9 protein-coding genes and 1 pseudogene are annotated in these 14,299 nt (G+C 41.0%); 3 read left to right on the forward strand and 7 right to left on the reverse strand.

Annotated elements, in window-relative coordinates:
- Positions 1-38 precede the first annotated feature (38 nt).
- On the forward strand, positions 39-2,213 hold the full coding sequence (locus NSTCB13_RS30540) for a protein kinase domain-containing protein (RefSeq protein ID WP_448274802.1): 2,175 nt from the start codon (positions 39-41) through the stop codon (positions 2,211-2,213).
- A 337-nt stretch (positions 2,214-2,550) separates the two neighbouring features.
- Here NSTCB13_RS30540 and NSTCB13_RS30545 read toward each other — a convergent pair whose 3' ends face one another.
- The 3 genes and pseudogenes from NSTCB13_RS30545 to NSTCB13_RS30555 form a co-directional block, all read right to left on the reverse strand.
- Positions 2,551-3,429: a TauD/TfdA dioxygenase family protein gene (locus tag NSTCB13_RS30545; protein ID WP_448274803.1), complete on the reverse strand. Its 879-nt coding sequence runs from the start codon at positions 3,427-3,429 to the stop codon at positions 2,551-2,553.
- A gap of 256 nt (positions 3,430-3,685) precedes the next feature.
- Positions 3,686-4,303 (reverse strand): NUDIX hydrolase, encoded by a 618-nt coding sequence (locus NSTCB13_RS30550; RefSeq protein WP_445626727.1) that lies wholly within the window; start codon positions 4,301-4,303, stop codon positions 3,686-3,688.
- Positions 4,304-4,389: 86 nt separating this feature from the next.
- Positions 4,390-5,593: pseudogene (locus NSTCB13_RS30555) on the reverse strand (phosphoglycerate kinase).
- An 89-nt stretch (positions 5,594-5,682) separates the two neighbouring features.
- Here NSTCB13_RS30555 and NSTCB13_RS30560 point away from each other — a divergent pair.
- Positions 5,683-6,093 carry a universal stress protein gene (locus tag NSTCB13_RS30560; RefSeq protein WP_448275039.1) on the forward strand — a complete coding sequence of 137 codons (411 nt, stop codon included), beginning with the start codon at positions 5,683-5,685 and terminating at the stop codon, positions 6,091-6,093.
- A 170-nt stretch (positions 6,094-6,263) separates the two neighbouring features.
- Here NSTCB13_RS30560 and NSTCB13_RS30565 read toward each other — a convergent pair whose 3' ends face one another.
- From NSTCB13_RS30565 to NSTCB13_RS30575, 3 genes are all read right to left on the reverse strand, one after another.
- On the reverse strand, positions 6,264-8,801 hold the full coding sequence (locus NSTCB13_RS30565; RefSeq protein ID WP_448274804.1) for a CPBP family glutamic-type intramembrane protease: 2,538 nt from the start codon (positions 8,799-8,801) through the stop codon (positions 6,264-6,266).
- Positions 8,802-9,609: 808 nt separating this feature from the next.
- The gene (locus NSTCB13_RS30570) at positions 9,610-10,320 is read right to left on the reverse strand and encodes a GDYXXLXY domain-containing protein (RefSeq protein WP_448274805.1); all 711 of its coding nucleotides are present in this window, start codon (positions 10,318-10,320) and stop codon (positions 9,610-9,612) included.
- 177 nt (positions 10,321-10,497) lie between these two features.
- The gene (locus NSTCB13_RS30575; RefSeq protein ID WP_448274806.1) at positions 10,498-11,916 is read right to left on the reverse strand and encodes a DUF2157 domain-containing protein; all 1,419 of its coding nucleotides are present in this window, start codon (positions 11,914-11,916) and stop codon (positions 10,498-10,500) included.
- A 192-nt stretch (positions 11,917-12,108) separates the two neighbouring features.
- Between NSTCB13_RS30575 and NSTCB13_RS30580 the strand changes: the two genes are divergently transcribed.
- Positions 12,109-13,080 (forward strand): RsmB/NOP family class I SAM-dependent RNA methyltransferase, encoded by a 972-nt coding sequence (locus tag NSTCB13_RS30580; RefSeq protein WP_448274807.1) that lies wholly within the window; start codon positions 12,109-12,111, stop codon positions 13,078-13,080.
- 825 nt (positions 13,081-13,905) lie between these two features.
- On the opposite strand, the gene NSTCB13_RS30585 is transcribed toward NSTCB13_RS30580, so the two are convergent.
- The gene (locus NSTCB13_RS30585; RefSeq protein WP_445626720.1) at positions 13,906-14,151 is read right to left on the reverse strand and encodes a hypothetical protein; all 246 of its coding nucleotides are present in this window, start codon (positions 14,149-14,151) and stop codon (positions 13,906-13,908) included.
- Positions 14,152-14,299: the final 148 nt, after the last annotated feature.

Raw genomic sequence — 14,299 nt, forward strand, 5'->3', positions numbered from 1 at the left:
TGGGGAGAAATAACTTAATAACAAATGACAAGTGACAAATGACAAAAATATATTGTTCTAAAGGACATGAAAATTCCCCAGGTAGCCGCTTTTGTCTCCAGTGTGGTGAGAATTTGTTGGATACGCCCATGAGTTATAGTATCCAACCAGGAATGACTTTAGGCGATCGCTATGCGATCGTGCGTCAAATTGGCCAAGGTGGCTTTGGACGCACTTATTTGGCTGAAGATGTCAACCGTTTCCGCGAACTTTGTGTTTTAAAAGAATTTTCCCCCCAAGTTCAAACCGCTTACGTTGTCCAAAAAGCTGAAGAACTCTTTGAGAGAGAAGCGAGTGTTCTTTATAAACTGCAACATCCCCAAATTCCCCGTTTCCGGGAACTGCTGCGGCTGAATTTAGGGGGCAAAGAATATCTATTTTTGGTGCAAGATTATGTAGAAGGGGAAACTTACAATTCTTTGTTAAATACCCGACTACAACAGGGTTTACGCTTTACAGAGGCGGAAATACGCCAATTATTCTTTTCAATTTTGCCAGTGTTGGAATACATTCATTCACTAGGAGTAATTCATCGAGATATTTCTCCAGATAATTTAATGCTTCGGACTGTTGACAAACTGCCAGTTTTAATTGATTTTGGTGGTGTCAAACAAGTAGTAGCAACCGTAGCTTCCGAATATTACCAACCCGGCATGGTTGCACCTCCGCCAGCACCAACCTTATTAGGAAAAATCGGATTTGCACCGCCAGAACAAATGCAAACTGGGTTAGTATCTCCCCACAGCGACTTGTATGCTTTGGCTGCAACAATGTTGGTATTACTGACAGGGAAACAACCCCAAGAATTAATTGATACTTATACTCTCACCTGGCAGTGGCGACGGGAAGTTAATCTGAGTCAAAATCTGGCACAAGTATTAGATAAAATGCTATCCGCTAGACCAAGCGATCGCTATCAATCAGCCCGTCAAGTACTCCAAGCCCTCAACTCACCCCCAGCGAATTATCCGCCAACTCAATATCCCACTCCACCACAACCCACAGCCGCCACCGTCGCCGTCTCCCCACCTCCCCCACCTTCCCCAACCCCTGCATATCCGTCATATCCCTCATCTTCCCCCTCTTCCTCCTGGTGGACACCAACAAAAACCTTTATTGTGGCGGCGCTAGTAGTTGGGAGTGTGGGATTAATTTGGTGGGGATTGAATGGCAGACGAGATGTGGGGCAAGTCAACCCTAATCCTACAGCCAGTCCCATTCCAACTAGCGAACAACCAACCGATCCTCTAGCGCAATATTCGCCAGCAGAAAGAGAACGCAAAGAAAAATTAAGCGATCGCCGTCAACAGTTGGGTATTGACTCTAACTTCTACGTGAACTTAGTGAATCAAGTTTTTTGGGACAGAAATCCCAGTTTACGGGGACGTACTCTCAGTAATGGCCCTGAAGATGAGAGTTTGCGCGCAGAATGGGATAAAACAGCTTCGGAATTACTAGAAAAGCTTGCACCACTGAGTAATAATGCCCGCCAAAAACTAGGAACTTACACAACTGCTGAACGCGATCGCTGGAAAGTGGAAGTCAACAAAATTAACGTTGGTAGTCGTTCTTTATATGATTTGGGAGATGCTGCATTCTTACGTGTATTTCCTGAGCAACGGGGTAAAAGTTTTCAAGGTCAGCCCATAGGACAAGTTTGGTATGGATTTGTTAGCGATCGACTCAGTGCAATCCTTGACGGTAGCGCTTTCCAGAAACTTGTCTTCGATCCGGGAGCTACTGGCAAAACAGTCAATGGTACTCTCCAATCTGGTAGTGGTAAAGTATTCATTGCCGGACTTGCCAAAGACCAATCTCTGGATTTGAAGCTAGAAGCAAATTCCCAAGTTTTGTTATCAGTCTATTCACCCTCTGGCAAAATTCGATTTTTAGAAGATTCTACTAAGCGTAGTTTGTCAACTAAATTACCAGAAAATGGATTTTATGAGTTTGTCGTAGTTTCCACAGCAACGAAACCAGTAGATTATCAACTCACTATTACAGCGGAAAATCCCATCGCTCCCCCATCACCAACACCCACGCCCACGGAAACATCCACACCTGCACCAACTCCCACGCCAACGCCGACACCTACCCAAACACCCACGCCTACAGAAACCTCCACACCTGAACCAACACCAACACCAACACCAACACCTGAGACAACGCCCTAGTACCGCAAGGCAAAATTAAAAATTAAAAATTAAAAATTAAAAATTAAAAATGAATACAGCATAAGGGTTTCGTTGATTTGGAATGATTGGTTTATTTCCGCCGTGTTGTACTAGTGGTCTGTCAAATTTAATTTGATAGTAAGCAAGTTCGTAGTCAAGACTTTAGTCTTTAATTTTCTAAGCACTAAAGTGCTTACTACAAACTTTTCTTTACTAGCTTAGACAAATGTTGGGGTACATATTAAAGGTTACTGGACAAGGGAAAATTCCATACCTTTACCCTTTACCCCTTACCCTTTTCCCCACAATGCCAAGAAGTCTATTGTAGTAGTGTCTTTCAATCTGTCTGCACTACACCTAAACGCAACGCAATTCGCTGGTGTTTGGTTGGATCGTAAGGTCTACCTCTGTGCATCACTTGTGAGTTGTCCCAAAAAATAATATCTCCTGGCTGCCAAACATGGGAGTAGACTGGCGTGCAGTCTAGAACAGTTGCAAACAAATCCTCCCAGAAACGTTTTGCTTCCTCTGGTCGATCTTCCATACCAACTGCGATCGCAGTGTCCGAACCTAAATATAATCCCTTTTTACCAGTGACTTTGTGAGTGGACACAATGGGATGCAGTTTCTTCGGTATATCAGTATCTGCATTGGGTTTTTGAGAAAATCTTGGTGGCGAGTGATACATCGACATCTGCTCTAATTGCTGCTGATGTTGAGGATCTAGATTATTGTAAGCTTCTACCATATCGAGGAACTCAGTAGTGTGAGGTTGCCCATCTACACCTTCCGGCACTTGTATTCCATAAAGCATCACAACATATAGTGCGTTCATATCCAGTCCCTCTGTACTGGGGAGGCCATCTTTATCATGATGCCATTGCCACGCATATTTCCCGGCTGGATCGGCAACCGGCCCCTTTGGATTGCCCAATATATAAACATATTGGCTTTGTAAATCTGGACTAATCTCAGGATCTAATGTTTTCGGAGGGCCGCCAAACATAAAATCGCCAAAGGTCTGCTTGGCAAATTCTTTTAATTGTTGTGCAGTTATCTGTTGCTGTCTAACGACTACAACGCCATGTTTCCAAAGTGATTCTTTTAATTCACGCGACTCTATTTCTGTGAGGCAGTTAAGATTGCAACCGCGCAGGACTTCAATTCCCAGTCTTGGGTGGTGCTGGATTGTTTGTTGTTGAGTAATTTGAATCATTGCTATGCATTTATTTTGGTAGCAAACTATCGGATCGAACTATATAGTTAATTAGTGTAGATAGGAAATTTCTGTAGTAGTATCTTATCTAAAAAAGTTGCCCAAGTATATTAAATATTGAAGGAGCTATAGGACTAGTATTTGATTTTTGAAATTACTCGTAGAGGCAGGGAACAGGCAATAGGCAATAGGCAATAGTGAAGAAGAGGATTATAAGTGTACGGATTTTTTTCAGAAATCAAACCGGATTCCTATACTAATCAAAGTCTGTCGGTAAATTTGGTTGGCGATAATGTTGAAAAAGTCGATTTATTTGTGCTGGTGTCACACGTCCGAGAGAAAGTTCTGGTAACGCACCTTCAGGAAAAAAACCTACTTCTTCAGTTTCAATACTTGATGATGGAGAACCACCAATAAGTTCGCAGTGAAAAAACAGCTTGTAGATATAAAACGGTAATGGTGGATGTCCCTGTTTGTTTCTGTCATAGACAGCTAAGAGTTTGATTGCACGTGCTTGGTATCCAGATTCTTCATATATTTCTTTCACAACTGCCTCACTGGGCGACTCGCCAACATCAGCCCATCCACCAGGTAAAGTCCAGCAGCCGTCTACTCGCTCCTTGACTAACAATATAGTATCGTCACGAAAAATTGCTCCTCGCACATCAACTTTGGGAGTTGCATATCCGAGTTCACGGCTAAATAAATCGAGAATATAGCTGTGTTCTACATTTGAGTAACTCGCCATGATTTCCGTGGCGATCGCTCGTAATTGTTTGTAACGTTCTATATCATAAACATTCTCAGAATAAGTCAAACCATTTTGAGCGATCGCTTGTAACTTCTGTGCCCATTCCAGCCATTTGGTTTCCACAGTTTTTCTCCTATTTACGCTAGAAGCGCACAGATGTGCGCCCCTAACGATGGTTTAATTAGCTGAAAATTGCTGTAACGTCTATATTAAGCATCATCTAAAGCTGTAATTCCAGGCAATTCCTTGCCTTCAAGTAACTCCAAGCTAGCGCCGCCGCCGGTGGAGATATGGCTCATTTGGTCGGCTAAACCAACTTTTTCCACAGCCGCTACTGAGTCACCACCGCCGATAATGGTAGTTGTGCCAGTTTTACCGATTTCAGCCAGAGTATGAGCGATCGCTTCCGTACCTTTCGCAAATTTATCAAACTCAAACACACCCATTGGCCCGTTCCAAATTACCGTTTTGGTATCTGCAAGGGCTTCTTGGAAAAATTTCACCGAGTCTGGCCCAATATCCAAACCCATCCAACCATCGGGGATATTCTCAATGCTAACGGTTTGAGAATTGGCATCTGGGGCAAAGTTATCTGCCAATACCACATCGGTGGGAAGCAATAAAGCAACGCCCCGTTCCTTAGCCTTAGCTTCCAAAGATTTCGCTAGTTCCAGCTTGTCTTCTTCTACCAAAGACTTACCAACATTCAAACCACGGGCTTTGTAGAAGGTGAAAATCATCCCACCACCGATGATCAGCTTGTCGCACTTCTCTAGCAGTGTTTCAATTACGCCAATTTTGCTGGAAACTTTGGAACCGCCAATAATTGCCGCTAAAGGACGTTGGGGATTTTCAATGGCGTTTTGCAGATATTGCAATTCCTTCTCAACCAAATATCCAGCCACAGAAGGACTGAGGAATTTAGTCACACCTTCAGTGGAAGCATGGGCGCGGTGTGCAGTACCAAAAGCATCATTTACATAAAAATCAGCATTAGCTGCCAATTTTTCCGCAAATTCTGGATTGTTTTTCTCTTCTTCTGGGTAAAAACGGACATTTTCGAGTAACAGCACTTGGCCATTTTGCAACGCGCCAACTTTCGCTGCAACTTCATCACCAATGGAATCATCAGTTTTAACGACTTCTTGCCCCAGTAACTCAGACAGACGCTTGGCAACGGGAGTTAGGCGTAATTTGTCATCCACACCCTTGGGGACGGCCAAAATGGCTGGCGAGAATGACCTTAGCTCCCTTCTGCGTCAAATCTTGGATGGTTGGTAGAGCGGCGCGAATGCGAGTATCGTCGGTAATGTTGCCTTGATCGTCCACAGGCACATTAAAGTCAACCCGCACTAAGGCACGTTTCCCAGATATATCAGCCGAAGATAAACTTGCTAAACTTTTTTTGGACACACCAAACTCTCCTGATTGCCTTTTTGTTATTGTTTTGAAAGTAGAACCATCAAGATTTTACCGGAGTCAGGGGTACCCAAGTGACAGATATATTTAAGACGGTATTATTTCCTATCGATCAAAGCCGGGAAACGCGGGAAGCTGCTGATGTTGTCACCAACGTAGTTAAAAAATACAGCAGTCGCTTGGTGCTGCTGTCTGTGGTAGAAGAACCACCTCCAGACGCGCCTAGCGCAGACGATCCGATGGTGTTGCCAGAAGTAGTTGCGAAACTGCTGGAAAATGCCCAATCTTTATTTTCTGGGCAAGGTATTCAATCTGAAACCTTAGAAAGGCAAGGCAAACCAGCTTTTACGATCTGCGATGTTGCTGATGAAATTGGGGCAGATTTAATTATCATGGGCTGTCGGGGGCTAGGCTTGACTGAAGAGGGAGCGGATGATAGCGTTACCACTCGCGTGATTAACCTTTCTCCTTGCCCAGTGCTGATTGTGCCTTAGCAGCGTGTTGCTCAATACTAGTTGTAGTGCGATCGCTAATAAAAAGTTTTGCGGTTGTTGTAAAAAGGGGGCTGAGGAAGGTTGTCCTAGATTTAGTAATGCTAAATAAAGGCATCAAGTTTTAGCCTTAAGCAAGCATTATTGACTCCTACCTCCTGCCCCCTGCCTCCTTAAACCTTAGCATTCTGAATTTTTTGATTATCTAATTTTCTGATTCCTCCAAAAACGATTAACCAAACTACTACAATAACCCAGTGAATTAAAACGATCGCAAATAAAGATCCTGTGAGGGTATATGCAACAGTACAGATAATTCCCAAAAATGCCGCTAAAACAAGAAAAACACGATTAAAAAATGTAGTAATTCCAGCTTTAAAAAATGTTTTAGCATTTAAGGGATGATACAAAATAAATAATACTAAACTCACTATTACCCACAAAGACCATTGGAACCAACTGGTAATTTCGCTAGGATGAGGAAGCAAAAAAACGCGAAAAAAGAGTTCTTCCACAATTGCAGGTAAAAATAAGCAACGTAATATTAACAAGCATTTATTAGTCCAATTTGCAGACCATAGTTCTATCTGTAAAAATCCAAATTTCCAACCATAAGGTAGAGCAAAAATACTATAAATTACCAGCAGTACAACAATAACTAACCAATCTTTTAGCCTTGGAACTACTAAGGACGCTAAAACGCGATTTAAAAGAATTGAAAGTGGTGAAATATTGGTAAAAGGAATCTTAATTTGTCCTAAAAGTGCTGTTGGGGCAATGGGTGTAATATTAGATTCCCAACCACCGACTTGATTAGTTCGCAATACTTGCATAGTTGCGCCATGTTTTAAAAATATTGCGGCTAGGTCGTCGTGTGCAAGTCTAGGCATTATTGTTCGCCATGTTGTCAAACCAGCCCAAATACTACGATCTTGAAATGGTTTCGTCGTTTTTCCTCTGCCCGTACCTGCGAGTATACCTGCTTGACTTTGCCAATCAGCGCGAACTATACCCAAGGGTGCTAACTGTTGTTCCAAAGATTGACCTAATTCAACTAGCTGCTGAAAGCGTAAAGTTTGCGGGTGATTAGGGTTGGCGCGTATCCAAGTTTGAATTTGAGGAGTTATAGCAACTTGGTTTTTAATTGCTAATATCGCAGCATAAAGTGCTTGACTTGAGTCTTGGACACATGAGGTAGCAGGTGATACCATTGCGCCACCAGTTCCATCACCAACTCGATAACGTGCCATTGTTACCTGTAATTGTTGCTGAAATTCTTTTAAAGGCGAAAGTTTGACACCATCGAAATCATAATCCTGCGTTACAGGGTCGAATTCGATCAGAATATCTGATACTGGACGTGTTGCTAGCCAACCACGTTGTAAATTACCCATGTAATCAGCCCATGTATGCGTTCCGGCAATAATTCCATCAGGGTTATGGGCATAAATTTGCTGGTATTTAGTCTCAAAGCGTAATTTTTTAGTAAACTCATCGCGGACAACTTCTGCAATTCCAAAAGCGAAATGTCCGGTGACAGTATAAGGTACTCCTAATGGTTCAGCTTTACGTCCGCCAATTCCACCGAATAGGTGTAGAACAATAGCTTTATTGCCTTCTTGCCATGTTGATATAGATTGATTAAGTGAATTTTGTGTTTCTCCAGATTTTAATAATACAGTATTGAATTTACCTTTATTGTTCTTAGTATTTTGCCAATTTATATCTTGGATGTAATTTAGCCCTAATTCCTTACCAGTAATAATTTGACGGGGTTGAATTTGCAACAGAGAACGAGGTGCAAGTGCGCGTACCGTAAATACGCCCTTTGTATCGGCAGCCCCATAAATATACCACCCATCTTCACCCGCAGGCGATCGCTCGATTTGCTGCGAACTTGAAGGAGCAAAATTTCGCGAATCTATTGCTTGTTGGGGAATGCGAATAGTTTCTTCAATCCCATTAAATTTATTTGCATTAGGATTATAATGTTGTACCAAAAAATAATCGTTATATTGCTTTTCCTTGGGAAATAAACTAGTTTTATATTGAGATTCAATCGGTTTAATTATTTTTACCAACCCATAAAATCTCCCAGTTGCCAAAACAGGTTCGCGTTCAATTTGCAAAATAGATTTTTCTTGATTGGCATCAATGATTGTAGTTGAATCTAAAACAACAATTGTTTCATCATCAGGATTTGCACCAGCCAAAGAGCGTAAAATCCCTACCTGACGAACTCCATTTAGTCGAAAAGGATGAATATTTCCTTGTTTTTGACTTTTAATCACTTCAGGAGTGAAATTTATATCTCGCGTTACGGCTCGTTCCAAAGCCAGCAAATTTTTATTCTTTTTCCACTCCAAACGCACAATTTGACCTACCAAATTTTGTGCTGTAGGTGGTGCATATTGTACTTCCATCCATACCCAATCTAAACCATCTTGTAACTGCTGTTTTGTTGGTAAAATTAACCTTCCTATCCAATCGCCAATAGGTTTATAAAGGTTTGTAGATGGAATTTGGGAAATGGGATAAAAAGCAGATTGATTAAAGTTTTGTTGAATATGGATCGCGTAATTGCTTTTTTGCTGTACTAACTGGGATTGGGTTGGGGAGAGTTGCCACAACGCAATAACTGCAATGAACACTAGCAGTAAAAATCTCGTAAATAGTAGCCTTGCTTTTCGACTTAATCCCCGAAAAATCATATACGATCAGCAAATAAAACTTGCTGATAATCTTACTATAAATACACAGTTTTGACTTTCTGCTCTAATCCAGGGCTATTGCATTCTAAGAGGATGTTTTAAAAGTCTGTAGTAGTGTATCAAATATTTGTTTACCCCACCCTAACCCTCCCCTTATAAAGGGGAGGAACCGGATTTTCTTGTTTTCCCCTTAATCAGGGGGGATTAAGCAGAGTGGTTTCATACAATGAGAGAAAAAGTAAAACTGCTTGTCAAACCCTCTCTCCGCTTGCCTAACGGCAGGCTGACGCCAACGGGGAGAGGTTTGGAGAGGGGTCAAAATCTATCGTTATGCATGAGAAATCAAGACTTATGTATTTTTCTTTTTTCGTATGAGAGCTGATTCGTAAAGAAAATCTGAAGGATACTCAACTCGTTACTAGGTCTGAGTTTCAGCGAATAAGTATTTTTTTGACTCAAATTCCTGAAATCCTTGCAAGACAAGTACTTTACTTGAGTTTACAAATTAGCTCTGAAACCACCCTGTTAATCAGGGGGGATTAAGGGGGGTAAAAATGGGATTAAAATTATAGCCAAACGCTTTTAAAACAACCTCTAAATGTAGGCGATATATAAGATATCTGATGAAATTAAATATGCTTTATCTAGAATCTTTGTAGAGACGTAGCATTACTACGTCTCTATATTCTTTTTCAGCAAATATCTAATGACAAACAGAAAATTATGAGCGTCGTCGGAAGTCGGCGCTCAGAATTTCAAAGACCAAACTAGCGTGGTGTAAATATGCACTGTTTATTTGCCTAACAGCTTAAAAACGATAGTTGCGATCGCGCACCCACATACTAACTGGCACTGCCTTACCTTGCGGATCTACTTTCGCCTTGACCACAATCGGTGGTACTTGTCCTCGGCGGGCGCGTTGGGCTTGTAAGTCGTTCCGAATTTGCTGGCGTTGGTTTTCTGGGATGTAATATGTTTCTAAGCCGTAGTTAACGGAACCATCCTGATAAACACCTTTTAAGGCTGCCTGATTAGCTCTAAGAGTTGTGGGGCGATCGCTACTTACTCGTAACGGTCTCCAAGCTCTCGGAACACCGCGCCCAGTAGAGAATTGCTCTTGCAAAGTCACGTAAATATTGGTTCCTTCAGGCAATCTTCTGCCGCTTCCACGACCTTTGCTGACTAATGTTTGCCAGCCAGGTAGTCTGCTCAAATTTGAGGTACGGGATATGTTGTAATCTAAGGCTAAGGTGTTACCTGCGATCGCATTATTAGGGTCTACAGGTACGGTTTGCAAAATCACCGTCTTACCTGTTACATCTGTATAAACTGCTTGGGCTGGTACTGCCATAATTAACCCTGTTTGCAGCGCTAGGGGAGCAAGTAACCGCCAAAAAGGTAAGGGCTTATTCGATTTTTGTTCAGTAGCAATCAAGTAATCCCGAAAAGTCACCTTACTGGAAAATTCAGCTTCCGGAGACAAGGGTTTATTCTTAGATTCAGAAGAAGTATTAGTCATGAGCGTAGTCCTAAAAAGCAGAGGTCTTGAAGAGGTTAAAAGTAACGAGATTAGGACTAACGCAGAGAAACTTTAAAAACTTTGACGCACAGAGAGTTCTCAATTTTGGATTTTGGATTTTGGATTTTAGATTTTTTATTCAATCCAAAATTTAAAATTCAAAATCTAAAATTTGCCCTACTTTTTACTTGTAGAGCTACCACCAGGTAGGCGGCGTTCAAACCAGAGTCCAGCGCTAATTAAAGCAGAACCGCACAGGACATAGACTAGCGACCTAAAAAGTAAGTCGGTGTCGTACTCCTGCACGCGACTGATAATTTGCAGTGTTACTAACAGCATACCGCCCCAAAAGGAAATTCTGTTGCTTAATTTCAATCCTTCTTGAATTAGTCCCCAGGCTAATGTTGCAAGAAGTACATTGAAAATAAAAATGCCAAGTTCATCAATCCGGCTGATAGTTTGATGCCAAAAAGGTACTATTGCAATAAAGACAAGAAATGTACTAATGACAGCAGTTGTGAAAATCACTTCGCGGCGCGGAGGATTATTTCTTTGGCGCAGTAGAAACAACCATTGCAAAACCGCCAAGCCGCTGAGAATCCCCAAATCGATGATTGGCAGAGACTCAAATAAGTTTGTCAAATTCGTTGGCTGATTATAACTATAATTTGGAGATTCCCAGACCCAACGAAAAGACAAAACGTAAAAGACGATGCCAAAGCTTAACAACGCTAAATTACGGGCTAGATATTGAAACAACCTGTAATTTATGGTTGGAAAGAGTAAATCATCATAACTCCAGAATAATGCAGGTGGCAGTGCAAAAGCAAAAGATGCCACCCAAGGGGCTATATCAGCATAATTCAGCAATGGCAGTGGATTAAGGTTAGCTTGTAAGGAACTAGCAAAAACAAAAGCTGCTAGACCAAAAATCCAACGGGAACGACAGAAGTAGGCTAAGGGTACAAATACCAGCCATGCCAACAAAGGCAGATGCTGCACTACTAACCGCGACCAAGTTAACTCTCCTGAAGCGTACCATAAGTCTTCTAGTCCAGTCCAGTAGCCGATTTCCACAAGGATAATTGACAGAATTCCTAAAGAATTTAAAGACAAACTGAAGGCCATGACCACAACACCAAATCCCCAGGCGAGAAACAGTTGGGAAACTGAACCGATGATATTGAACATCTGGGCCATCAGCAGTAAATTTGCACCGAAGATGAAGGCGCTTAAAATAAGCAACCCTTCTCCCAGTAGGCGTTTGCTTCGTTCTGGTTTCTTTCCTTCAGGTGGCCTCCAACTGTAAAATCCAGTGATGGCGATCGCAAAAAACAAACTCATCATCAAAATAATTTTGACTTCTCGCGATCCTCCCTGCCAGTTTCCTGATACAAAGGTAATTATGCCTAAGCATAAAAGTATGCTACCGATAGCGATCGCTATTGCCTTATTGCGATCGCGTGCAGCAGCTTCCAAGTTTTTAAATTGATAACGTTCTGCTATCTGCTCATACTGCGAAGAACTAATTAATCCTTCATCCCTCCATAGTTGTGCTTCTTTGCGTAATTTTTCCTGAAAACTATCTAAAAACATGACCTTCTCCGGTGCAGTGGGGTAGCTTGGCCATTGCGTTCCCAATGGCGGTCATTATATTTTGAGTATGAAGCCAAAAGCCTTAATTACATTGTTCTTGTGTAACAGTTTGATTTTGATTTAGATACAACGTACTAATTCGTAATTCGTAATTCGTAATTTGTAATTTGTAATTGATAATTCATCATCTACATGGAAAAACCTTCTAATTTATTACTTAAACTCTCGCGGCGTTTGTTCGCTAATCTAGATCAGCAAGAAAAATTTATTGAGGCTTTAATGAATCCTCAGCCTTTTTCACCTACTATTCTTTGGTGTTATGAAAAACCAGATATCTCGCCTTTTGCAGTGGAAACACCAACCGCTTGGCAACCACAATTTATAGACCGCTTATCTCTGGGAGAAAAACCTGGTAAACATCCTTTGCATGAAAAAGGATATTTCTATTGTTTAGATTTTTCTTCGGTGTTTGCAGCTAGTACTTTGTTAGCTATTCCTGAGTCTGTGCGTTTAGTTTTTGATATGTGTGCCGCACCAGGAGGTAAAAGTATCTTTGCTTGGAGAGCTTTAAAACCTGAATTGCTCATCAGCAATGAAGTAATTGGCAAACGTCTGGGAATGCTAATTTCTAATTTGAAGCGTTGCCAGGTTAGCCCTAGCGCGGTAGTTAATCGAGATTCGAGCATATTTGCCGAAATGTTTCCTGGCTCTAGCAATCTAGTCATAGTAGATGCTCCGTGTACTGGACAATCTTTACTTGCCAAAGGTGAAAAAGCACCCGGATGTTTTCACCCAACTGCTATTAACAAGAGTGCAAATCGGCAAAAGCGCATTATAGCTAACTCTGCTAAAATTGTTTCATCGCAAGGCTATCTTGCTTATATGACTTGCACGTATTCGTCTGAAGAAAATGAGCAAGTTTGCGAATGGTTTTTAGAACGATTTCCTCAGTTTCAAGCGATAGAAATTAGTAATTTAGCCGAATATCAATCGCATTTAACTACAATTCCTTGTTATCGGATGTTTCCTCAAGATAGGTTAGGTGCGGGTGCATTTACAGTTCTGTTTCAAAATACTAATGAAGATAAATTTGAGCTTAAACAAGTAGATATAAATACAATTTCTTCGGTGTATATCTACCAAAACTTGAAAAAGTCAAGTTAAGCTGTTACGCATTTAAATTGTAACAATATGTAAACTTTGAAAATCTTAATACCTTGTATCAATATGCGCCTTATAGTTATCGACTAATACTATATCCAGCTGGTTTAATGTTTGATGTTGAAGCAAATCGCTGCGAGTTTCTTAGAGCATGTTTGAAAAGTCATGATTGATGTATCAAATATTTTTTTACCCCACCCTAACCCTCCTTTCAAGGGCAGGCTTTTAGGCTTTCGATAAATAGTTGAGAATGTTCTCAATTATTGAACGTAGTTTTAAGTTCTCAGACAATGGTTTTGGTTTTAAAATCCCAAAAATTTGTCTAATCAAAAAAACCTGCCCCAGAAAGCCCTAACCCTCCCCTTATAAAGGGGAGGGAACTAGATTTTCTAGTTTTCCCCCTTTCCAAGGCTTTCAAGGGCAGGCTTTTAGGCTTTCGATAAATAGTTGAGAATGTTCTCAATTATTGAACGTAGTTTTAAGTTCTCAGACAATGGTTTTGGTTTTAAAATCCCAAAAATTTGTCTAATCAAAAAAACCTGCCCCAGAAAGCCTTTCCAAGGGGGGTAATAATGTGATTTTAATCACAGCCAACCACTTTTCAAACAACCTCTTAAAGAGTCTGTTACACAGACAAATGTAACCAAGAAAATCTAAATATAAACGAGGTTTAGTAATCCTTGCAGGAGTTACGAACAAAAATATCCCCGACTTCTTGAAGAAGTCGGGGATTTCAAGCTGTCGAAATGAGAATGAATATGTGTTGAAGAATTAATTGAATTGCTGGTTTTCGGAAGTACCGAGGAAAAATTCCTCGCGAATAGTCCATCAATTTGGAGAACAGCTAGCACAAAAATCAGGACTGAATTTGCAGTATTGGCTACCTGTCAATTGGTAAGCTGTACAATAAGGAAAACTTGTAAGTTGAATTTTGGCTGTTTGTAATTTGGAACCATTCGCCAATGTTTCAGTAAGTTTGGTTTTCTCAGCCAAAAAGATAGCTAAAATCTTCGGGAACGTTATGCAAGCAACAATATTGAGCAACGTTAGCATTATACCGTCGATAAAATTCATAGGTAATCATCTCCTTTGAAACATAGGCGTAGGCGTAGTCCTTCGGCTGCGCTCAGGAACCACCCGTCATAGACATCGCTCTTTTTAGATGCAAACCAATCATTGCTTGCACTCTATGTAAATTAACTTTAACATAAATTTTTGTAAA

It is taken from the genome of Nostoc sp. DSM 114160 (assembly GCF_053470305.1).